Annotated in this window: 16 protein-coding genes; 7 read left to right on the top strand and 9 right to left on the bottom strand. The window is 70.2% G+C overall.

All coding sequences use genetic code 11. The annotated features are described in order from the left end of the window. Nucleotides 1–58 precede the first annotated feature (58 nt). On the bottom strand, nucleotides 59–2,917 hold the full coding sequence (gene uvrA, locus ABD108_RS21895; protein WP_220655592.1) for an excinuclease ABC subunit UvrA: 2,859 nt from the start codon (nucleotides 2,915–2,917) through the stop codon (nucleotides 59–61). Between the two features lie 96 nt (nucleotides 2,918–3,013). On the opposite strand from uvrA, the gene ABD108_RS21890 reads away from it, so the two are divergent. The 3 genes from ABD108_RS21890 (at nucleotide 3,014) to ABD108_RS21880 (ending at nucleotide 7,284) form a co-directional block, all read left to right on the top strand. Further along, on the top strand, nucleotides 3,014–3,628 hold the full coding sequence (locus tag ABD108_RS21890) for an MBL fold metallo-hydrolase (protein WP_305111973.1): 615 nt from the start codon (nucleotides 3,014–3,016) through the stop codon (nucleotides 3,626–3,628). A gap of 41 nt (nucleotides 3,629–3,669) precedes the next feature. Next, a complete protein-coding gene (locus ABD108_RS21885; protein ID WP_343931382.1) occupies nucleotides 3,670–4,842 on the top strand; it encodes an FAD-dependent monooxygenase in 1,173 nt (390 codons plus the stop codon). A 210-nt stretch (nucleotides 4,843–5,052) separates the two neighbouring features. Next, nucleotides 5,053–7,284 (top strand): HelD family protein, encoded by a 2,232-nt coding sequence (locus ABD108_RS21880; protein WP_255585701.1) that lies wholly within the window; start codon nucleotides 5,053–5,055, stop codon nucleotides 7,282–7,284. A 13-nt stretch (nucleotides 7,285–7,297) separates the two neighbouring features. On the opposite strand, the gene ABD108_RS21875 is transcribed toward ABD108_RS21880, so the two are convergent. From ABD108_RS21875 to ABD108_RS21865, 3 genes are all read right to left on the bottom strand, one after another. After that, complete coding sequence (locus ABD108_RS21875) at nucleotides 7,298–7,744, bottom strand: universal stress protein (RefSeq protein ID WP_220655596.1); 447 nt, start codon at nucleotides 7,742–7,744, stop codon at nucleotides 7,298–7,300. Nucleotides 7,745–7,877: 133 nt separating this feature from the next. Further along, nucleotides 7,878–10,040 (bottom strand): excinuclease ABC subunit UvrB, encoded by a 2,163-nt coding sequence (gene uvrB / locus ABD108_RS21870; RefSeq protein WP_220655597.1) that lies wholly within the window; start codon nucleotides 10,038–10,040, stop codon nucleotides 7,878–7,880. A 34-nt stretch (nucleotides 10,041–10,074) separates the two neighbouring features. Then, the gene (locus ABD108_RS21865; protein WP_343931381.1) at nucleotides 10,075–11,115 is read right to left on the bottom strand and encodes a TRM11 family SAM-dependent methyltransferase; all 1,041 of its coding nucleotides are present in this window, start codon (nucleotides 11,113–11,115) and stop codon (nucleotides 10,075–10,077) included. A gap of 15 nt (nucleotides 11,116–11,130) precedes the next feature. Here ABD108_RS21865 and ABD108_RS22165 point away from each other — a divergent pair, with 15 nt between their 5' ends. Then, the gene (locus ABD108_RS22165) at nucleotides 11,131–11,940 is read left to right on the top strand and encodes a ribonuclease FAU-1 family protein (protein WP_425579811.1); all 810 of its coding nucleotides are present in this window, start codon (nucleotides 11,131–11,133) and stop codon (nucleotides 11,938–11,940) included. 6 nt (nucleotides 11,941–11,946) lie between these two features. On the opposite strand, the gene ABD108_RS21855 is transcribed toward ABD108_RS22165, so the two are convergent. Next, complete coding sequence (locus ABD108_RS21855; protein WP_343931403.1) at nucleotides 11,947–12,705, bottom strand: TetR/AcrR family transcriptional regulator; 759 nt, start codon at nucleotides 12,703–12,705, stop codon at nucleotides 11,947–11,949. A gap of 34 nt (nucleotides 12,706–12,739) precedes the next feature. Here ABD108_RS21855 and ABD108_RS21850 point away from each other — a divergent pair, with 34 nt between their 5' ends. Continuing rightward, nucleotides 12,740–14,518, top strand: a complete 1,779-nt coding sequence (locus tag ABD108_RS21850; protein WP_343931380.1) for a DEAD/DEAH box helicase — start codon at nucleotides 12,740–12,742, stop codon at nucleotides 14,516–14,518. After that, complete coding sequence (locus ABD108_RS21845; protein ID WP_343931379.1) at nucleotides 14,515–15,072, top strand: SWIM zinc finger family protein; 558 nt, start codon at nucleotides 14,515–14,517, stop codon at nucleotides 15,070–15,072. The genes ABD108_RS21850 and ABD108_RS21845 overlap by 4 nt, the downstream gene beginning before the upstream one ends. On the opposite strand, the gene coaE is transcribed toward ABD108_RS21845, so the two are convergent. Together coaE and ABD108_RS21835 are read right to left on the bottom strand one after the other, a co-directional pair. Then, complete coding sequence (gene coaE, locus ABD108_RS21840; protein ID WP_343931378.1) at nucleotides 15,069–15,959, bottom strand: dephospho-CoA kinase; 891 nt, start codon at nucleotides 15,957–15,959, stop codon at nucleotides 15,069–15,071. The genes ABD108_RS21845 and coaE overlap by 4 nt on opposite strands. Before the next feature lie 14 nt (nucleotides 15,960–15,973). Beyond that, the gene (locus tag ABD108_RS21835) at nucleotides 15,974–17,218 is read right to left on the bottom strand and encodes a hypothetical protein (protein WP_343931377.1); all 1,245 of its coding nucleotides are present in this window, start codon (nucleotides 17,216–17,218) and stop codon (nucleotides 15,974–15,976) included. A gap of 92 nt (nucleotides 17,219–17,310) precedes the next feature. Between ABD108_RS21835 and ABD108_RS21830 the strand changes: the two genes are divergently transcribed. Next, a complete protein-coding gene (locus ABD108_RS21830) occupies nucleotides 17,311–18,720 on the top strand; it encodes a xylulokinase (RefSeq protein WP_343931376.1) in 1,410 nt (469 codons plus the stop codon). A gap of 3 nt (nucleotides 18,721–18,723) precedes the next feature. On the opposite strand, the gene ABD108_RS21825 is transcribed toward ABD108_RS21830, so the two are convergent. Beyond that, nucleotides 18,724–20,205, bottom strand: a complete 1,482-nt coding sequence (locus ABD108_RS21825; RefSeq protein ID WP_343931375.1) for a mannitol dehydrogenase family protein — start codon at nucleotides 20,203–20,205, stop codon at nucleotides 18,724–18,726. Continuing rightward, nucleotides 20,202–21,233: an NAD(P)-dependent alcohol dehydrogenase gene (locus tag ABD108_RS21820; RefSeq protein WP_343931374.1), complete on the bottom strand. Its 1,032-nt coding sequence runs from the start codon at nucleotides 21,231–21,233 to the stop codon at nucleotides 20,202–20,204. The genes ABD108_RS21825 and ABD108_RS21820 overlap by 4 nt, the downstream gene beginning before the upstream one ends. Nucleotides 21,234–21,288: the final 55 nt, after the last annotated feature.

Here is a 21,288-nt window from a genome sequence, read left to right as displayed (position 1 = left end):
GGCGTCCCCAGCTGATCCACCGTGGTTCCACAGCTCGATCCCCAGGCGCACAGCGCTCCTACGTGGCCAGAACCTCCGCGAGGAACGAGCCTGTGTACGACTCGGAGACCGCCGCGACGTCTTCGGGAGTGCCCTGCGCGACCACGGTGCCGCCCCCGCTGCCGCCCTCCGGTCCCATGTCGATGATCCAGTCGGCGGTCTTGATCACGTCCAGGTTGTGCTCGATCACGATCACCGAGTTGCCCTTATCGACCAGTCCGTCGATCACCTGCAGCAGCTTGGCGATGTCCTCGAAGTGCAGGCCGGTGGTGGGCTCGTCCAGGATGTAGACGGTGCGCCCGTTCGAGCGCTTCTGCAGTTCGGCGGCCAGCTTCACGCGCTGCGCCTCGCCGCCCGACAGGGTGGTGGCCGGTTGCCCGAGGCGGACGTAGCCGAGGCCCACCTCCACCAGCGTCTTGAGGTAGCGGTGGATCGAGGTGACCGCCTCGAAGAACTCCGCGGCCTCCTCGATCGGCATGTCGAGCACCTCGGCGATGTTCTTGCCCTTGTAGTGCACCTCCAAGGTCTCACGGTTGTACCGCGCGCCGTGGCACACCTCGCACGGGACGTAGACGTCCGGGAGGAAGTTCATCTCGATCTTGATGGTGCCGTCGCCGGAGCAGGATTCGCACCGGCCGCCCTTGACGTTGAACGAGAACCGGCCGGGCTGGTAGCCGCGGACCTTCGCCTCGGTGGTGGCGGCGAACAGTGTGCGGATCTTGTCGAAGACACCGGTGTACGTGGCCGGGTTCGACCGCGGGGTGCGGCCGATCGGCGACTGATCGACCTGGACCAGCTTGTCCAGATCGTCGAGCCCCGTGACCCGGCTGTGGCGTCCCGGCACCTGGCGGGCGCCGTTGAGCTTGTTCGCCAGCACCGTCGCGAGGATGTCGTTGACCAGAGTCGACTTGCCCGAACCCGAGACGCCCGTGACCGCTGTGAGCACGCCCAGGGGGAAGGAGACGTCGATCCCCTGCAGGTTGTGCTCACGCGCGCCCACCACCTTGAGCTGACGCTTCTTGTCGATGGGCCGGCGCACCGCGGGCACCGGGAGCGCCTTGCGCCCGGACAGATACGCGCCGGTCAGCGACTCCTTGTTCTTCAACAGCGCCTTGTAGGTACCGCTGTGCACCACCTTGCCGCCGTGCTCGCCCGCGTACGGGCCGATGTCGACCACCCAGTCCGCAGTACGGATGGTGTCCTCATCGTGTTCGACCACGATCAGGGTGTTGCCCAGGTCGCGCAGCCGCACCAGGGTGTCGATGAGGCGGCGGTTGTCGCGCTGGTGCAGGCCGATCGACGGCTCGTCGAGCACGTACAGCACACCGGCGAGGCCGGAACCGATCTGCGTGGCGAGCCGGATCCGCTGCGCCTCGCCGCCGGAGAGCGAACCGGCCGCTCGGGACAGGGACAGGTACTCCAGGCCCACGTCCAGCAAGAAGTCGATCCGCGCCTGCACCTCCTTGAGCACGCGGCCGGCGATGGCCGCTTCGCGCGCGCCGAGCTTGAGGTCGGAGAGGTAATCGGCGCAGTCCCCCACCGACATCGAGGCCACATCGGCGATGGACTTCTCGCCGAACCGGGGATGGTCGAGGGTGACGGCCAGGATCTCGGGCCGCAGCCGCGCGCCCTGGCAGACGGGGCACGGCACATCGCGCATGTAGCCCTCGTACCGCTCCTTCATCTGCTCCGACTCGGTGGATTCGAGGCGGCGGTGCAGGAAGGGCATGACGCCCTCGAACTCGGCGTAGTACGAGCGGGTGCGGCCGTACCGGTTGCGGTACTTCACGTGCACCTGGTGCTCGGAGCCCTCGATCACGGCCTTGCGGGCCTTCGCCGGCAGGCTCTTCCACGGGGTGTCGAGATCGAAACCCATGGCATCGGCGAGCCCGGACAGCAGGCGCAGGAAGTAGTCGGCGGTCTGGCCGGACGCCCAGGGCGCGATGGCGCCCTCGGCCAGGGAGAGCTCGGGGTCCGGGACCACGAGTTCCGGGTCGACCTCCTTGCGCACGCCGAGGCCGTCGCATTCGGGGCAGGCGCCGTAGGGCGAGTTGAAGGAGAAGGAGCGCGGCTCCAGATCGTCGACCGCGATGGGGTGGCCGTTGGGGCAGGCCATCTTCTCGGAGAACCGGCGCTCGCGCTCCGCATCGTTCTCCTCGCGGTCCACGAAATCGAGCACGACGATGCCGTCGGCCAGGCGGAGCGCGGTCTCGATGGAGTCGGTGAGCCGCTGCTTGGACGAGGCCTTCACCGAGAGCCGGTCCACGACCACCTCGATGTCGTGCTTCTCCTGCTTCTTGAGCTTGGGCGGCTCGCTGAGCTGGTAGACCACGCCGTCGATCCGGGCGCGGGCGTAGCCCTGCGTCTGCAACTGGTTGAACAGGTCGACGAACTCGCCCTTGCGGGTGCGGACGACCGGCGCGAGCACTTGGAAGCGGGTGCCCTGCTCCATGTCGAGCACCTGGTCGACGATCTGCTGCGGCGTCTGCCGCGCGATCACCGACCCGCACTCGGGGCAGTGCGGCGTGCCGGCGCGGGCGTAGAGCAGGCGCAGGTAGTCGTAGACCTCGGTGATGGTGCCCACCGTGGAGCGCGGGTTCCGGTTGGTCGACTTCTGGTCGATGGACACCGCGGGCGAGAGGCCCTCGATGAAGTCGACATCGGGCTTGTCCATCTGGCCGAGGAACTGGCGCGCGTACGCGGATAGCGATTCCACGTAGCGGCGCTGCCCCTCCGCGAAGATGGTGTCGAAGGCGAGGCTCGACTTGCCGGATCCCGAGAGCCCCGTGAACACGATGAGGCTGTCGCGCGGGAGGTCCACATCGATTCCCCGCAGGTTGTGCTCGCGCGCGCCGCGCACGATCAGGCGATCCGCCACCGTGTTCCCTTCACCGTTCCAACTCCGAGCCGACCCAGACGGGTCCGCCCGCAATGCTAGAGAAGCCCACCGACAAGTTTTCGTCCGCGCGGTAGCGTGACCGGTGTGACCACCACGATCAATCAGCTCTCCGTCGGCGGTATGGACAACAACGTGTACCTGGTCAGTGATTCCGCCGGGCACACGCTTCTCATCGACGCCGCGAACGAGGCCGACCGGATCCTCGCCTTCGCGCGGGAGATCGGTGGGGTCGAAGTCATCGTCACCACCCACCGCCACCTGGATCATTGGTACGCCTTGGCCGATGTGCGCGAGGGCCTGGGCGTCCCGGCTGCGGCCGGTGTCAACGACGCCGAGGGCATCGATGCCCCGACTGATCGCACGCTGTCCGACGGCGAGGTGCTCACGGTGGGTGATCTCACGTTCGACGTGATCGAGCTGGTGGGGCACACGCCCGGGTCGGTCGCCCTGGCTCTGCGGCCCGAGGTCGACGGTGCGCCCACGCACATCTTCACCGGCGACAGCCTGTTCCCCGGCGGTGTCGGCAAGACCGGCTCGCCCGAGGACTTCGACCGGCTCTTCACCGACGTGACCACGAAGCTGTTCGATCGCTATGACGACGACACCGTGATCCACCCCGGCCACGGCAAAGGCACCACCCTCGGCGCCGAGCGTCCGCACCTGGCCGAGTGGCGCGAGCGCGGCTGGTAGCAGGCTTCGCCCACGGTGACAGCGAGACCGAAGGAGGTCAGGTGAGCGGTCCGAGAGTCTTGATCGCCGGCGCGAGTATCGCCGGACCCGCTCTGGCGCACTGGCTGACACGCCGCGGCGCGACCGTCACCGTCGTGGAGCGGGCACCGTCGCTGCGGCCGGGCGGGCAGGCGGTGGACGCTCGCGGCGTGGCCAAGACCGTCATCGACCGGATGGGACTGGACGCGCAGGTGCGCGCCGCCTGTACGGACACCGCGGGCGCGTACATCGTCGACGAGTCGGGCGCGGTGCTGGAGATCTTCCGCGCCGACGATGACGGCGGCGACGGTTTCATCGCGGAGATCGAGATCCTGCGCGGCGACCTGTCGCGCGTGCTCTACGAGGACACCCGTGGCCGCGTGGACTACCGCTTCGGCGACCGGATCGCCGCGCTCGAGCAGGACACGAGCGGCGTCGACGTGAGTTTCGCCGGCGGCGCCCGCGACCGGTACGACCTCGTGATCGGCGCGGACGGCCTGCATTCGTCGCTGCGTGCCATGGTCTTCGGGCCGCACGAGCGGTACGTCCGGCACCTCGGGCACGCCATGGCCTTCTACACCGTCCCCAACGAATTCGGACTGGACCGGTGGCTCCTGGACTGCGTCGTACCGGGCCGCTCGGCGGGCCTGCGACCGATCCGGGACGCCACCCGTGGGATGGCCCTGTTCTCCTTCACCGCACCGGAGTTCACGGTCGATTCGCGCGATCTCGCGGCGCAGAAGACCTTGCTCCGCGGGCGGATGGCGGGGATGGGCTGGCTGACGCCGCAGATCCTCGGACACCTCGACGACTCCCCCGACTTCTATCTGGACCAGGTCGCGCAGGTGGTGATGGACCGGTGGTCCTCGGGCCGCGTCGCTCTGCTCGGCGACGCCGCGTCGTGCTCGTCGCCGATGTCGGGTCAGGGCACCGGCCTCGCGCTCGTGGGCGCGTACGTCCTCGCGGGCGAACTGGCGGCCGCCGGGTGGAATCCCGCCGTGGGCTACGCCGCCTACGAGACGCTGATGCGCCCGTTCGTGGAAGCGAACCAGGAAGTCGCGCAACTGAACGCCCGCGGTCGCGATCCCGAGGCCGAGGATCCGCCGGAGTGGGATTTCGCACTTATCGAGCGCGCGATCAACGGCATCGACCTGCCCGATTACGCGGACCTACCGGACGCCGGACCCGGACGCTGAGCACCGGACGGTGCCGCGATACCGCTGGTGACGGCCGCCACGAGCGCGCGGCGGAATTCTCGTGGAGAATAGATGGTCTGATTCTTTGCCGCCGCCTCCCTGCGAGGTCCGCATCCGAGGAGCACCGTGACGACGAACCCCGTCTCCAGCGTCGACTTGTTGGCCGAGGAGCAGGCGCACCTGGACCGCGTGTACGCGCGGATCGACGCGATGCGGGACACGGCGCAGCGCCGCCGCACCGACAACCTGCAGGAGGTGGGCGAGAACCCGCAGGAGATCTCGGAGCGGGATTCGTACCACCAGCTCTACAGCGATGACATCGCCAAGTACGACTCGGCGGAGAACAACCTGTACTTCGGCCGGCTCGACATGGTCGAGACCGACAACCCCGCCGACGGGGTGCGGCGCATCGGCCGCATCGGGGTCCTCGACGACGACGAGGACCTGTCCACCCTGCTGCTCGATTGGCGCGCTCCCCTGGCCCGGCCCTTCTACCTCGCCACCCCGGCGCAGCCGGAGGGCGTACGGGTGCGCCGGCACGTGCGCACCCGGGGCCGCGAGCTGCGGGGCGTGGTGGACGAGCGCCTCACCCTCACCGGGGACGACGGTGCCGGCGAGAGCCTGGGCTCGAACGTCGCGGGCGAGTCCGCTCTGGTGGAGGCGCTGAACCGGGCCCGCACCGGACAGATGACCGACATCGTGGAGACGATCCAGCGCGAACAGGACACCATCATCCGGTCGGAGCACCGCGGTGTGCTGGTGGTGCAGGGTGGCCCGGGCACGGGCAAGACGGCGGTGGCGCTGCACCGCGCCGCGTACCTGCTGTACACGTACCGGCAGAACCTGTCCCGGACGGGCGTGCTCATCGTCGGGCCCAACGAGACCTTCCTCAACTACATCAGCCAGGTGCTCCCCAGCCTCGGCGAGACGGGCGTGCTGCTGAGCACGATCGGCGACCTGTACCCCGGCGTGATCGCCACACTCGACGATTCGGCCGCCGCGGCGCGCCTCAAGGGCTCGACCGACATGGTCGAGGTGATGAAGCAGGCCGTGCGCGGCTGGCAGACGGTGCCCGACGAGCCGATCGTGCTGAAGTTCGACGGTTACCCGCTGACCCTGGACAGGAAGATCGCCACCAAGGCACGGGGCCGGGCGCGCTCGTCGCGGCGACCGCACAACACGGCGCGGGCGATCTTCCGGCAGTCCGCGTTGGACGCGCTCGCGGCGCAGCACGCCGCGACGATCGGCTCGTCGGTGGTCGACAACACGATGCTGCTCTCGCGCACCGACATCTCGGACATCCGCGACGAGCTCGCGCAGGACCCGGAGGTGCTGGGCGCGCTGGACTCGCTGTGGCCGGCGCTCACCCCGCAGCGGGTGCTGGTGGAGTTGTGGCGCGACGCGGATCGGCTCGCGGAGGCGGCGCCGGATCTCACGGACGCGGAGCGGGAGGTGCTGTTCCGGGAGGCCGTGACGGGCGCGAACGGCGCCCCCGCGTTCTCCCCGGCGGATGCGCCGCTGCTCGACGAGATCGCGGAGTTCCTGGGCGACGACGACACCGATGCCGACGAGGCGGAGCGGCGGTGGCGGCAACGCCTGGAGGAGGCGCAGGAGGCGCTGGACATCCTGACCGGCTCGGCCCCACAGGATCTGGACGATGAGTTCGACGCCGAGATCCTGATGGCTTACGACCTGATCGATGCCGAGCAGCTGGCGGAGCGGCAGACGGTGCGCGAGTTCAACACCACCGCCGATCGCGCCCGGGACGACCGGACCTGGACCTTCGGCCACGTGATCGTCGATGAGGCGCAGGAGCTCTCGGCGATGGCCTGGCGGATGCTGATGCGGCGCAGCCCGAATCGGTGGATGACGCTGGTGGGTGATACCGCGCAGACCGGCGACGCCGCGGGGTCGATCAGCTGGAACGCCGCGCTCGATCCGTATGTGCCGGGCCGGTTCCAGCTCTCGGAGCTCACGGTGAACTACCGCACGCCGAAGGAGATCATGGATCTCGCCGCGGACGTGCTGGCGGCGATCGACCCGAGTCTCGCGCCGCCGACCTCGGTGCGGTCGGGTGCGGAGCCGCCGCGGCTGGTGCGGTTCGACGGTGACCGTGCGGCCCTCGTCGAGGCGGTCCGGTCCGCGCTGCCCGACGATCCGGATCGGCTGACCGCGGTGCTCGCGCCGCAGGAGCTGGTGGCACCGCTGCGCCGGCTGACCTCGAAGTCGGTGCGGGTGATGGGGGTCCGCGATTCGAAGGGCCTGGAGTTCGACCACGTGATCGTGGTGGAGCCCGGACTGATCGTGGGTGAGCCCGCGGAGGTGGAGTTCGATCGCGGCCTGCGGGACCTGTATGTGGCACTGACGCGAGCGACCCAGACGTTGACCGTGGTCACGTCCGGGTCGCTGCCGCGCTCGCTCCGCGCGTTGGAGTCCGCCTAGCGGCGGAGATCGCCTACGTGGTGTGGACGATGAGGATGTCCACCGAGGTCTTGCGGGCGGCGTCGGAGGGCACCGATCCCAGCAGGCGGCCGGTGAGCGAGTTCATGCCCTTGTTGCCGACCACCAGGAGCGAGGGCTCCGGCTGCGACTTCACCAGATCGAGGAGCGCCTCCACGGGCTGGCCCTTGATGGCGCGCTTCTCGACGTTCTTGGCTCCGGCCTGCAGCGCGCGCCCCTCGGCGGTGCGCAGCATGTCGTTGACCGGGTTGGCACCCTGCAGCTGGTACGCCTCGTCCCGCAGGACGTCGGCGGCGGCCGGGTCCGCGGCCTCGCTCGGGAGGTACGCGCACGCGATCACCAGCTTGACGTTGTCGCCGGCGATCGACGCGGCGCGGTCGACCGCGCGCAGCGACGACTCCGAACCGTCGGTGCCGACCACCACGGTGCTGTAGCCACTCATCGAGTCCCTCATTTCTCTAGGGCGTGCTTCCTGCCGTTTCTCGGCATAACTTCCTCGACACAATAGCCGTATATCGACCGGGAACAGGCGGGTTGCGGCACGGAACACACACCGGGTGTGATCGCAAAGCGGATCACTTCAGCCCGGCGGCGTCCATTCCTCGAAGTTCCTTCTTGAGATCGGCGATCTCGTCACGGATCCGCCCCGCGAGTTCGAATTGCAGTTCGCGTGCCGCGTTCATCATCTGATCGGTGAGTTCCGAGATGAGGTCGGCCAATTCGGCCCGCGGCATCGACTTCACGTCTTCGCCCTCGTACATGCCGGCGCTCACGGCGGACGCCGATCGAAGCTCGCCCTGGGCGCGACGCCCGCGGCTGGCGTTGCGGCCGGACCCGCCGATGGCGGCCTCGGTGTCGTCGGCCTCCGTGTACACCTGATCGAGGATGTCGGCGATCTTCTTGCGCAGCGGCTGCGGATCGACGCCCATCTTCGTGTTGTAGGCGATCTGCTTCTCGCGACGGCGATCAGTCTCCTCGATGGCGTTGCGCATCGAATCGGTGATCTTGTCGGCGTACATGTGCACCTCGCCCGAGACGTTACGGGCGGCACGACCGATGGTCTGGATGAGCGAGGTGGTGGATCGGAGGAAGCCCTCCTTATCGGCGTCGAGGATGGCGACCAGCGACACCTCGGGCAGGTCGAGGCCCTCGCGGAGCAGGTTGATGCCCACCAGCACGTCGTATTCGCCGAGCCGCAGCTGCCGCAGCAGTTCCACGCGGCGCAGGGTGTCGATGTCGCTGTGCAGGTAGCGCACGCGGATGCCGGCCTCGAGCAGGTAGTCGGTGAGATCCTCCGCCATCTTCTTGGTGAGGGTGGTCACCAGGACGCGTTCGTCCTTCTCAGTGCGTTCGCGGATCTCGTGCATGAGGTCGTCGATCTGGCCCTTGGTGGGCTTGATCACCACCTGCGGATCGACCAGGCCGGTGGGCCGGATCACCTGCTCGACGAATTCGCCGCCGGCCTGGCCCAATTCGTAGGAGCCGGGTGTGGCGGACAGGTACACCGTCTGCCCCACGCGCTCGGTGAACTCCTCCCAGGTGAGGGGGCGGTTGTCCACCGCCGACGGGAGGCGGAATCCGAAGTCCACCAGGTTCCGCTTGCGCGACTGGTCGCCCTCGAACATGGCACCGATCTGGGGCACGGTCACGTGCGACTCGTCGATCACCAGGAGGAAGTCCTCCGGGAAGTAGTCGAGCAGGGTGGCGGGCGCGGAACCGGCTTCGCGGCCGTCGATGTGCCGGCTGTAGTTCTCGATGCCGGAGCAGAAGCCCACCTGCCGCATCATCTCCACGTCGTACTGGGTGCGCATCCGCAGCCGTTGGGCCTCGAGCAGCTTCCCCTGCCGCTCGAACTCCGCCAACCGTTCCTCGAGTTCGGCCTCGATGCCCTCGATCGCCCGGCCCATCCGCTCGGGTCCGGCCACGTAGTGGGTGGCCGGGAAGATCCGCAGGTTCTCGACCTGCCGCACCACATCGCCGGTGAGCGGGTGCAGGTAGTAGAGCGCCTCCACCTCATCGCCGAAGAACTCGATGCGGATGGCGAGTTCCTCGTACGAGGGGATGATCTCGACGGTATCGCCCCGCACGCGGAAGCTGCCCCGGGTGAAGGCCATGTCGTTGCGGGTGTACTGCACGTCCACCAGCAGCCGTAGCAGCGCGTCCCGATCGACCTCCATCCCCACGTCGAGCTGCACCGACCGATCGAGGTAGCTCTGCGGGGTGCCGAGGCCGTAGATGCACGAGACGGAGGCCACCACCACCACATCGCGACGGGACAGCAGCGACGAAGTGGCCGAGTGCCGCAGCCGCTCCACATCGTCGTTGATCGAGCTGTCCTTCTCGATGTACGTATCGGTCTGCGCGATGTACGCCTCGGGCTGGTAGTAGTCGTAGTACGAGACGAAGTACTCGACGGCGTTGTGCGGCAACATGGCCCGCAGCTCGTTGGCGAGCTGCGCGGCCAGGGTCTTGTTCGGCGCCATGATCAGCGTGGGCCGCTGGACCTTCTCGATCAACCAGGCCGTGGTGGCCGATTTACCGGTACCGGTGGCACCGAGCAGCACCACGTCCCGTTCGCCGCGGCCCAGCCGCTGTTCCAAGTTGGCGATGGCCGTCGGCTGATCGCCCGCGGGCTCGTACTCGCTGACCACCTGGAACTCCGCCGAAGCGCGTTCGACCTCGCCGATCGGGCGGTGCTCGGAGTGCGCCACCACCGGTTGTTCTGCCGCGAATGCCATGGGTCCAGCGTAAGCCGACCCACCGACAAGTTTCCTAGTCGCGTCGGGCCACGATCACGTCCCGGGTGATCACCCGGTCCACGCGGTGCTGCAGGTCGTCGTAGCCGGGTCCGCCCTGCACCGTCAGTCCGGCTCCGGTGAGGGCCGCCGCCACCTGCTCGCGGGGTGCCACGCGCACGTTCCAGGCCAGGCCGAGGGCGCCACCGCGCCGCAGGGTGGCGACCCAGCCGGGCAGGGCCGCATCGAGGAGTTCGAGCGGATTGCGCACCAGGCCACGGGGCCCGCGGCTGCCGTGCTGCACGCCGTACGGCAGGTCGCCCACCAGCACGTCGATCGTTCCGGGGCGCACCAGTTCGGGGGTGCGCAGCGTATCGGCGGCGTAGAAGGTGAGCGCCTGCTTCTCCCCCGCCAGGTAGTCGGCCTTCTCGGCGGCGAAGCTCGCTTCGTACTTCTTCGCGATCACGGTCTTCTCGCGCCGCACCGGGGTGGTCGCAGCGGTGTGCTTGTACCGGTGGTCCTTGAGCCAGGTGGTGAAGAACGAGGTGTACAGCTCGAAGTCCTTGGTGTCCACGTCCACGCCCACGGCGTCGAGCCCGTACATCACGGCCTGGCTCAGCGTGGTGCCCCGACCGCACACCGGGTCCAGGACGCGCAGGGTCCCGTCCAACAGGCCCGCCGGTCGCGCCGTCGAGGCGGCGGACACGTTGAGCACCAGCCGCGTGAACTGCTCGTTGGTCTTGCCCTGGTACTTGAGGATGGTCAGCAGGTCGGTGGGGTACTTCTCGGGCGAGGGCACCGCGATGGGGCGCAATAGGTCACCGTCACGTTCGAACAGGGCGTAAAAGGCGGAAGCGAGCCCCACGAAGGCCAGGTCCTGTGCCGTGAGCGGTTCGGCGTCGAAGGCGAGGTACTCGACCCCGGCAACGGTCTCGGTCTCGACGGCGCCCACCGAGCCCGCCATCGCGGCACGGCTGAGCACGGTGAGCTCGGCCCGCACCATCGCGGCCGTCGACTCCGCATAGACACGGTTCGCTGCGGGCGCGGGCAGAAGCAGGTAACGAGGCACGGCGGGCATCGTATCGTGAGCAGCATGGACGCCCACGAATCCTTCGAGCTGTCCGTCGACGGCGCCGCCGCCAACGCCGTGGTGGCGCACGGCTGGATCGACCTCGACATCGTCGATGCCGCCGAGGACGCCCTTCCCGCGCTGATCGGCGAGGTCCGAGCGCGGGCCACGGGTCTCGACGGTGCGCTGGTCCGCACGTCCGACGATGCGCTCGCGGCGATGCTCCGGCGCAACGGCTTCCGGCCCTCGGGTGCGATCCCGGGGCGGCCCCGCGGTGCCACGGAGACCACGCTGGTGCTGCGGCTGAGCGGCGATGCGACCACGGACGACGGCGGCGTCCACCCGCCCAAGCGGGAGACCTTCGATCCGGCGGCGATGACGAACACCGACCCGAAGGGCATCGTCCGCGCCGTCGACGAATACCGCGAGGAGCCCTTCGGCCTGTACCTCCACCGGCAGTCCGATCACCCGAAGTTCCACGCGATCGAGTCGTGGCTACTCCCTGATCTCGACCTGAGGGCGTCGATCTTCCATTTCACTCCCGGACACGAACGCGACCAACGCGTGTACCTGGACGTGGCCGGAGTGCGGCGCGACGGCGGGCTCTGGCACACCGAGGACTGGTACCTCGACATCCTGGAGCACCCCGGTGCCCTCGCCGAGCTGATCGATGTGGACGAGCTGGTGGCCGCAGCCACCGCCGAGCTGATCAGCCCGCAGGTCGCCGAGCGGGCGCTGCTCGCCGCGACCCGCGCCGTGGCCGGGATCGCGGCGCACGGGTACAGCGCGGACGCCTGGCTCGCCGTGGAGGGCGCCCCGATCAGCTGGCGGTAGTCGCGCTCACGCGGTGCCGATCCCGGGTATCCGGGACTCGATCCCGTCGAGCAGCACCTCCAGGCTCAGCTCGAAGCCGGCGTCGGGATCGCCGGGCGCGCTGTAATACTCGCCCACGGTGGTCCCCACCCGTCCCGCGAGCGGGAACCGGTCGGCAGGCAGGACCGCCGCCAGCTCGGGTCCGACCACGTCCCACCACTGCGCGTCGGTCATCGGTCGTGCCGCGGCTCCGCGCGCGCCGGAGCTCCGGGCGGCGCCCGCCGCGAAGCTCTCCAGCAGCACGATCAGCCAGTCGCGTTCGATGTCGTCGATCGGCAGGTCCTCCACGAGCGAGAGCTGCGCCTCGTACTGCGTGAGCCGGCCCGGCCCGAGCACATCGCGCCACGACGGGGCGTCGAGCAGCCACGGGTGCGCGAGGTACTCACCGCGTCGCGCCCGGACGGCGTCGGCGAGGGAGTCACGGATCGTGGGGCGGCGTACCGGCGGATCCTGGGTCGCGGCGATCGCGTCGACCATCAGAGCGACGAGCACGTCACGGGTGGGCACATAGGTGTACAGGCTCATCGGCCCGACGCCGAGACGCCCGCCGAGAGCGCGCATGGTGACGGCGGACAGGCCTTCCGCGTCGGCCAGCTCGATCGCGGCGCGAACCACCTCGTCGACCGTGAACCGCTGCTTGGGACCGCGCCGAGGCGTCCCGGGTCCGGTCGTCTCGCCCCGCCACAGCAGTCTGACCAGCGTGCGAGCCTCGTCCTCCGGAGTCACGTGCACCCTTTCTCCGTACTGTGTACACTCATTCGTGTTACTCCGTACAACGTACATCATTAGGATAGAAGGACCTCCCCTGAGCCTCGAAGTCACCTATCTGCCCGACCTCCATCAGTTCGCGATCTGGTCCTCACACCACCTCGACGACCCCCTGCGCCGCACACCCATCACCCTGGCCGTACCCGCCGACGGCGCCCTCGGCGTCCGTGAGGTCCGCTGCGATCTCGTCGACGTCACCGCACTGCCCGAGGCGGAGCGCCCCTCCGCCTCGCACGCCGCGTGGGCGGCGCGCACCGTCGACCCCGGTGCCGATGCTCCGCTCCCCCTCGCCGCACACGCCGAACCCGATCCGACGGGCACCGCGCTCACCTCCGCGGACTATGCCCAGCTCGCCTTCACCGACGCGTCGGAGACCACCGCCTCGCTGTCCGCGACGATCGAGGCGACCGTCCGGCCCTACCAGTCGGCCGGCGTCGCCTGGCTGGCCCGCACGGTGCGCGATCACGGCGGCGCCCTGCTCGGCGACGAGATGGGGCTCGGGAAGACGCTGCAGGCGATCGCGGCACTCACCCGGCTCGGCGCGGGGCCGCACCTCGTGGTGTGCCCCACCAGCCTGGTCACCAACTGGCGCCGGGAGATCACTCGATTCGCACCGGATCTGCTCGATCAAGTCACGATCGTCTCGTACGCCCGCCTGCGGCTGTCCACCGCCAAATTAGCTGAGACGTCGTGGAACGCAGTGGTGTTCGACGAGGCGCACACCCTCAAGAACCCGCGCACTCAGGTATCGCGCGCGGCACGTGGAATCGATGCGCGCGCCCGGATCGCGCTAACCGGCACGCCGATCGAGAACTCCGTCGACGACCTGTGGGCGATCCTGCGCGTCGTGACGCCCACGATGTTCCCGGTCAAGGCGGTCTTCCGGCGGCGGTTCACGAAGGCCGCCGAGGCCGGTGACGACGGTGCGCTGCGCCGCCTCCGCGCGGCGGTGGCGCCGGTTCTGCTGGCGCGCACCAAGGAACGCGCCGCTGGCGCGCTCCCTCCCAAGATCGACAACCCTGTGTTCTGCGACCTCAGCGAGGAGCAGGCCCGACTGTACGACGCGGCCCTCAGGCGGGCCGTCGACGAGGGATTCGGCACGGGTCTCGAGCGCCACGGACGGCTGCTCGCCCTCCTCACCACGCTCAAGCAGATCTGCAACCATCCCGATCTGGTGTCCGGAGCGGCCACTCCGGCACCAGAACGACACCCGGCGCCGCCCGAACGCGGCCGCTCCGGAAAGCTCGACGTGGCGCTGGACATCCTGGAGGCGAATATCGCGGGACACCGTCCCACGCTGATGTTCACCCAGTACCGGCAGACCGGCGAGCTCCTGGCGCGCGCGGCGTCGTCACTGGTCGATGAGCCGGTCCCGTTCTTCCACGGCGGCCTCTCGATCGGCGAGCGGTCGGCGATCGCCGATCGATTCCAGTCCGGCTCGGGACCGGTCATTCTGGTGATGAGCCTCAAGGCCGGCGGCACCGGTCTCACGTTGACCAGGGCATGCGATGTGGTGCACTTCGACAGGTGGTGGAACCCGGCGGTCGAGGCCCAGGCGACGGACCGCGTTCACCGAATCGGCCAGGACCGGCCGGTCACCGTCACCACCCTCACCACCGCGATGACGCTGGAGGAACACATCGACGAGATGCACCGGCGCAAAGCGCTGCTCGGCGTGCACGCCAACGGGGAATCGATCATCTCCGGGCTCGCGGCTCTCGACGACTCCGGCCTGCTCGATGTGCTGCGACGCCACCGGGAGAATGCATGACAACACCGGCATTCGGCTTCACCGCATGGGGATCGGACCTGGTGCGGATCGCCGAGCCCGTCCGCGCGAGTTCCCCCAACACGCTCGCCCCGGGGGCTCGGCGGATCGCGCGCGCGGGGTGCGTCGCCCTCCAGGTCGAGGACGGCCGGGTGACCGCGCACATCCATCGCGGCGCGTCGGCGTCGGTAGCGCACCTGGAGTTCACGGCCGCGGCGCCCGCCGTCGTCGCCGCATTGCGCGAGGCGATGGGACCGCGCGCCGAGCCTGACGATGCGGCGCACGCCGCCGTCGTCGCCCGGGGACTGCGGCCGGCACCGGTCCTCGCCGCCGCGGATTGCAGCTGCCGGGCCCGCACCACGATGTGCGTCCACGTGCTCGCAGCGCTCTATGCACTGGCCGAACGCGTCGACCACGAGCCGACCACCGTGCTGGCGATTCTGGGATTCACCACGCCCCGGTCGGCTTCGGGCTCCGCCGGAGCCGATCGGCCGGTCGCGCGCTGGACCCCGCTCGCGGCAGTGGATGTCCGGGACTACTTCGCGGCGAGCACCTAGCCCACGCCCTGGGTAACGGCCTCGGTGACGGTCACGGTGACCGCGCGGCCGGGGTCGGCCCCGCGGTAGCGGCCCGGATCGACCTGCGCGAATCCAGCATCGCCGAGGCGGGCGATCACAGCCTCCTCGGTGACGCCGTCGGCGAGCTCCACCTGCGCGTGCGAGCCCTCCGCGGTCACGGACCTGGCGTCGCCGGCCAATGCCACCCACAGCCGCCCGGCGAGGCGCTCGCCGTAATCGGGATCGTCGAGCTCTGGAGCGTCCTCCGCCGGACGATGCATGTTGACGTTCGCCGCGAAGGGCACGATCCGCTTGACCCACAGTTCGCGGACGGCCGCGCGGGTCTCGTCCTCGGTGCCCGTGTTCTCCAGCCAGACGTCGGCGACGGCGCGGCGTTGCTCGTCGGTGGCCTGCGCGGCGATCCGGGCGCGGGCGTCCTCCTCGGCCATGCCGCGCGATCCGACGAGCCGCCGCACCCGCTCCTCGGCGTCCACCCAGACGATGATCACCAGGTGGAACATGGGCGCGGCGTGGTTCTCCACGAGTAACGGGATGTCCTGCACGATCACGGCATCCGGTCCGGCCTCGGCGATCAGCTCCTGCGAGCGGGCACCCACCAGCGGGTGGGTGATGGCGTTGAGCCGGGCCCGGGATTCGTCGTCGGAGAACGCGATCGCGGCGAGTGCCGGGCGGTTCAGGCTGCCGTCCTCGGCGAGGATCTGCTCACCGAACGCCTCGACCAGGGCGGCGAGCCCGGGCGTACCGGGCTCGACCACCTCGCGGGCGATCCGGTCACCGTCCACGATCACCGCACCGAGGGACGCCAATTCCTTGGCCACCGTCGACTTGCCCGCACCGATTCCGCCCGTGAGCCCGATCCGCAACATGGACTCAGCCTAAATCACCCCTGCGCAGCGCCGGGCACTCCCGAGATCTCGTCGACCACGTGCGCCGTCGTACCGCGGCGCACCTCCTTGCCGGTGGGGATGTCGATCGCCACGATGGACCTGGTGGCGGGCTCGGTGACGTAGGCGGTGGAACCGAGCACGAAGACGGCGGGGCGGGGCTGCTGCCAGTCGGCGTCCTCGGTCCAGGGGGCGGTCACCTTCACCTCGCGGCTCACGGCGCCGGTCTCGGGATCGAGGATGCGGAGCACGCCGTCGGTGCCGAGTACGAGTGCCTCACCGAATTGACCGCGGGCCAGCGACCGGAAGCTGTAGGAGGCCGGTAGGTCCACCAGGCGCAGCGAGCCGGTGGCGGTGTCCAGCAGGCTCACCCGGGTGGGGCGCTCCGGCTTCGCGTCCTTGTCCACCTTGTAGTCGCCGAGAACCACTCGGTGCGCCTCCGTGGCGGCGACGTTGCCGATCCGCGCGTATCCCGGAGTGGGTGAAGCGATCTTGGTGATCGCGGCCTCGCGGACCGCGAGGATGCCGTCCTGGCACCCGAAGACGACCACGCCATCCGCGGCGGCACCTTCGCCGTGCACCCCCGGGCACTGGTCGTTCTGCGCGATCACGGTGCGCGCCTTGTCGAGTACGACGACGCCGGTGCGGGTCTTCTCGTCGCCGACGGTCACCAGTAGCGATCCGTCGGCCCGTTCCACCGCGACGCCGTGGTGCGGCTTCGGCGCGGTGTAGGTGGCGCGGGGCGCGGCGGGGTCGCCCACCTGCGCCGAGGGGATCGAGGTGGCGGTTCCCGCACCGTCGGAGAAGAGCACCGTGCGGCCGTCGTGGCGCACCACGTGGCCGGGCTCCGGGGCGTCGATGCGGATATCGGTCCGACGGGGCGCGGCGGAGTAGAAGTGCTGGTGGTCGCCGTGCGGGACGGACCAGGAACCGAGGTCGAGGAGGGTGAAACCCTGCTTCTCCGAGAGGAAGACGTGCCGGCCGTCGCCCGCGGGGTTCACCCGCAGGTAGCCGTCACCGCGGATGTCGCCGAGGGTCTCGAAGCTGGCGGCGTCGAGCACTTGGACGCCCCCGTCGTAGGTGTACGCGAGGCGCGCGGCGGGGCGACGCTCCTCCGTGGCTCCGGACGGGGCATCGGCATCGGAGGAGGCCGACGGTGCGGCCGAGGGGGTTTCGCCCGAGGAGCAGGCCGCGAGCAGCGCGGTGGTGAGCACGATCGGGGCCAGAAGTGTGCGGTTCATGGCGGCAATGGTCACGACTGATGAAAATGATTGTCAAATAGCGGTGCGGCGATGTACGCATGGAACGAAGGCCGCTCTGGAACAATCGCTGCATGCCGCTCGTCGCCGGGATCGACTCCTCCACCCAATCGTGCAAGGTCGTGGTCTGCGACGCCGAGTCCGGGGAGGAGCTCCGCCGGGGCAGTGCACCGCACCCGGACGGAACCGAGGTGGCGCCCGGGGCGTGGTGGGACGCCTTCCTCGTCGCGGCGCGCGCGGCGGGCGGGCTCGACGATGTCGCCGCGGTCTCGGTGGGGGCGCAACAACACGGCATGGTGTGCCTCGCCGGCGACGGCGCGGTGGTGCGGGATGCCCTGCTGTGGAACGACACCCGCTCGGCCGGGGCCGCGGCTGAGCTGATCGCCGATCTCGGCGGCGCGGATCGGTGGGCCGACGCGGTGGGCGTGGTGCCGGTGGCCGCGATCACCGCTGCGAAGCTGCGCTGGCTCGCCGATGCGGAGCCCGCACATGCGGACGCCACGGATGCGGTGTGCCTACCGCACGACTGGATGACGCATCGGCTCTCCGGCGACGCGAAGGCCCTGGTGACCGACCGCTCCGATGCCTCGGGAACGGGCTACTTCAGCGCCGCCACGGGCGAATACCGCACGGACCTCCTCGAACTCGCGTTCCGGGGCCGCCGCCCCCGGCTCCCTCGGGTGCTGGACCCGGCGGAGTCGATCCCGGCGGGCACCGGGGGTCCGCTCCGCGCGGGCACACTGCTCGGCGCGGGCGCGGGTGATAACGCGGGCGCCGCCCTCGGACTGGATGCCCGCCCGGGCGACTGCATCGTCTCGCTGGGGACATCCGGGGTGGTGAGTGCGGTGACGAGCTCCGCGCCGCGCGATCCTTCCGGGATCGTGGCGGGGTTCGCCGACGCCACGGGGCATCAGCTGCCGTTGGTGTGCACGCTCAACGGCGCGCCGGTGCTCGCCGCCACGGCGCGCATGCTCGACGTGGATTTCGACGATTTCGCCCGGCTCGCGCTCGCGGCGCCGCCCGGCGCGGAGGGGCTGGTCACGATCCCGTTCTTCGCGGGTGAGCGCTCCCCCAACCTGCCGAACGCCACCGGCGCCTTCCACGGTGTCACCGCGCGGAACCTCACGCCGCAGAACATGGCCCGCGCAGCGGTCGAGGGGCTGCTCTGCTCACTGGTCTACTGCCTGGATGCGATCGCCGCCCAGGGCACGCGGATCGAGCGGATCGTGGTGGTGGGCGGCGGCGGCAAATCGCCCGCGGTCCGCGCGATCGCGCCCGCGGTCTTCGGCCGCGATGTGGATTTCCTCGCCGATGGTGAGTACGTGGCCCGCGGCGCCGCCCGCCAGGCGGCATGGACCCTCACCCCCGGTGATCGACCACCGGCGTGGGCTCGGCCCGCCGCGCGGACGAGCGCGGCCGCGCCCACACCGGAGGTCTACGAGCGGTACCGGCAGGCCGTGGGGATGGTGCTGGACCGGCCCTGAGGGTTAGCGCGCCACCAGGTCCCGGAGCGCGGCCCGGGTGCCGTGTTCGCGGATGGCGTCGAGCGCGGCGACATAGGGCTCGGTGAATCCGGGGCGGTCCGCGAGATCACCGAACAGCTCGGTGTTCTCGACGAAGGCGAGCCGTTCGGTGCGGGAACGGACGGCCCGCTCGGCGAGTCCGCCCGCCAACCGATCGGAGATGTCGAGCGGCGCACCGTCGTCGGAGCGACCCTCGCTGCACCGCGTCCACGCGGCGACGACGGCTGCGGCGAGCGGCGCCTGCGCACCGGCGTCGAGCCGGGCGGCAATCACCGGGACCAGCCATTTGGGGATCCGGTCGGAGGCGTCCTGGCAGAGCCGGGCGACCGTATCCGCGATGGCCGGATTGGAGAACCGGTCCAGCAGCGTGTCGATGTACTCGTCGAGGTCGATCCCGGGGACCTCGCGCAGAGTGGGCCGCCCCTCCTCCTGCATGTAGCGCCGGAGCAGTTCACGGATGTCGGGGTCGACGGCGGCGTCGTGCACGTACTCGTAGCCGAGCAGGCGCGCGAAGTGCCCGAGCGCCTGATGCCCGGCGTTGAGCAGGCGCAGCTTCATCAGCTCGTAGGGCGCGACATCGTCCACCACCTGCACGCCGACGCGCTCGAGTGCGGGCCGGCCACTGGCGAAGGAGTCCTCCAGCACCCACTGGGTGAAGGGTTCGGCCACCACCGGCCACCGGTCGTCCACCCCGGACCGCTGCGCCACCTCGGCGCGCAGGTCCGGCGGGGTGGCGGGGGTGATCCGGTCGACCATGGAGTTCGGGAAGGCCACCTCGGCGTCCATCCACTGTGCCAGTTCGGGATCGGCGAGCCTGGCGAAGGCGAGGAAGGTGCGGCGGGCCACGTGCCCGTTGCCCTCGATGTTGTCGCACGACATCACGGTGAACGCCGGGAGCTGGCGGTCGCGGCGGCGGCGCAGCGCCTCGGCCACGTAGCCGAAGACGGTGCGCGGCACGGCTCCCGGCGCTAGATCAGCGGCCACGTCGGGGTTCTCGGCGTCGAACTCGCCGGTGGACGCGGAGAAGTTGTAGCCGCCCTCGGTCACCGTGAGCGAGACGATGCGCACGTGCGGCGATGCGAGGGTCTCGATCACGGCCTCGGGATCGTCCGGCGCATAGAGGTAGTGGACGATCGAGCCGATCACGGAGGTCTCGACGGTGCCGTCGGGGTGCTTGAGCGTCAGTGTGTAGAGCCCGTCCTGTGGGGCGAGGGCGTCGCGCATCGCCGCGTCGGCGGGACGCAGGCCCACGCCGCAGATGCCCCAGGCGGCGGCATCGGGGTCGAGTGCGAGCAGCCGGTCCAGGTACATCGCCTGGTGTGCGCGATGGAATCCGCCGACGCCGAAGTGCACGATTCCGGTGCGGATGCCGCCGCGGTGATACGCGGGTACTGCCGCCCCCGCGATCTCGGGCAGCGTCGTGTCGTTCAGTGCGATCCCGCTCATGCGGTGGCCTCCCTGGGCAGGTCGGTGGCGGTGCGGCCGGGGTACACGACGGCCTTGATGGTGCCGGGGGTGCGGTCGGCGTTGAGCGCTGCCTCGGCCTCGTCGAGCGGGAAGCGCGCGGTGACCATCGCATCGAGGTCGACGGCTCCACCCGCGGCCAGTGCGATGGCCGTGGGCCAGGTGTTCGCGTAGCGGAAGACGCCGGTGAGGATCAGCTCGCGAGCCTGGATCAGGGACACGGGCAGGTCCAACCGGTCGGCGCCCATGCCCACCAGCACGATCCGGCCGCCCGGCCGGACGGCGGGGATTCCTGCGTCGATGGCGGCGGGCGCGCCGGAGGCATCGATGAAGGCGTCGAAGCCCGTCCCCGCATCGTCGCCGGGTGTGAGGGCGGTGGTCGCGCCGAACGAGGTCGCCGCGCCGCGCCGCGCCGGATCGGGGTCGCTCACCACGATCCGGGCCGCGCCCGACGCCCGGGCGACCTGGGCGCACAGCAGGCCGATGGGGCCGGCGCCGGCGATGAGCACGCTGCCGCCGAGCCCGACGCCGGCCTTGCGCAGCGAGGCGATTGCGACCGACAGCGGTTCGAACAGCGCCGCTGCCTCGTCGGAGATCGTGTCCGGGACCGCGTGCGCGAAGGCCGATCCGATGGTGACGTACTCGGCCAGCGCACCGTCGATCGGCGGCGTGGCGTAGAACCGCATGCCGGGGCAGAGGTTGTATTCGCCGCGCAGCGTCTCCGGGCTGAAGGCCTCGGGCCGCTGCGGCTCGATCGACACGCGCTCGCCGATGCGCGCGGCGGACACGCCCTCGCCCACGGCCACGATCCGGCCGGACGCCTCGTGCCCCAGCACGATCGGCGCGGTCACCTCGAACTCCCCGATGCGACCGTGGCGCAGGTAGTGCGTGTCGGAACCGCACACGCCCACCGCCGCGACGGCGATCAGCACGTCGCCGGGATCCGGGATGGGAACGGCCCTGGTCTCGACGGTCATCCGGCCGCCGGGATGGAGCACGCTGGCGCGCATTTGGCTCGAAAGTGTTGCCTGGGTCACAGCGCCGATGTTAGCGTAGTGAGCATAT

The organism is Tsukamurella strandjordii, from assembly GCF_039525985.1.
In the GTDB taxonomy this organism is placed as follows: Bacteria; Actinomycetota; Actinomycetes; order Mycobacteriales; family Mycobacteriaceae; genus Tsukamurella; species Tsukamurella strandjordii.
This window is presented reverse-complemented; position numbering and strand designations above follow the sequence as displayed.

Bases quoted from the DNA above. Each gene is read 5' to 3' on its own strand.
- coaE (WP_343931378.1), bottom strand. From the start codon at position 15,959: ATGTTGCGGATCGGGCTCACGGGCGGAATCGGTGCGGGCAAGTCGACG.
- ABD108_RS21835 (WP_343931377.1), bottom strand. From the start codon at position 17,218: ATGAACCGCACACTTCTGGCCCCGATCGTGCTCACCACCGCGCTGCTC.
- uvrB (WP_220655597.1), bottom strand. From the start codon at position 10,040: ATGGCATTCGCGGCAGAACAACCGGTGGTGGCGCACTCCGAGCACCGC.
- ABD108_RS21830 (WP_343931376.1), top strand. From the start codon at position 17,311: ATGCCGCTCGTCGCCGGGATCGACTCCTCCACCCAATCGTGCAAGGTC.
- ABD108_RS21820 (WP_343931374.1), bottom strand. From the start codon at position 21,233: ATGCGCGCCAGCGTGCTCCATCCCGGCGGCCGGATGACCGTCGAGACC.
- ABD108_RS21865 (WP_343931381.1), bottom strand. From the start codon at position 11,115: ATGCCCGCCGTGCCTCGTTACCTGCTTCTGCCCGCGCCCGCAGCGAAC.
- ABD108_RS21845 (WP_343931379.1), top strand. From the start codon at position 14,515: ATGACAACACCGGCATTCGGCTTCACCGCATGGGGATCGGACCTGGTG.
- ABD108_RS22165 (WP_425579811.1), top strand. From the start codon at position 11,131: ATGGACGCCCACGAATCCTTCGAGCTGTCCGTCGACGGCGCCGCCGCC.
- ABD108_RS21825 (WP_343931375.1), bottom strand. From the start codon at position 20,205: ATGAGCGGGATCGCACTGAACGACACGACGCTGCCCGAGATCGCGGGG.
- ABD108_RS21875 (WP_220655596.1), bottom strand. From the start codon at position 7,744: ATGAGTGGCTACAGCACCGTGGTGGTCGGCACCGACGGTTCGGAGTCG.
- ABD108_RS21880 (WP_255585701.1), top strand. From the start codon at position 5,053: ATGCGGGACACGGCGCAGCGCCGCCGCACCGACAACCTGCAGGAGGTG.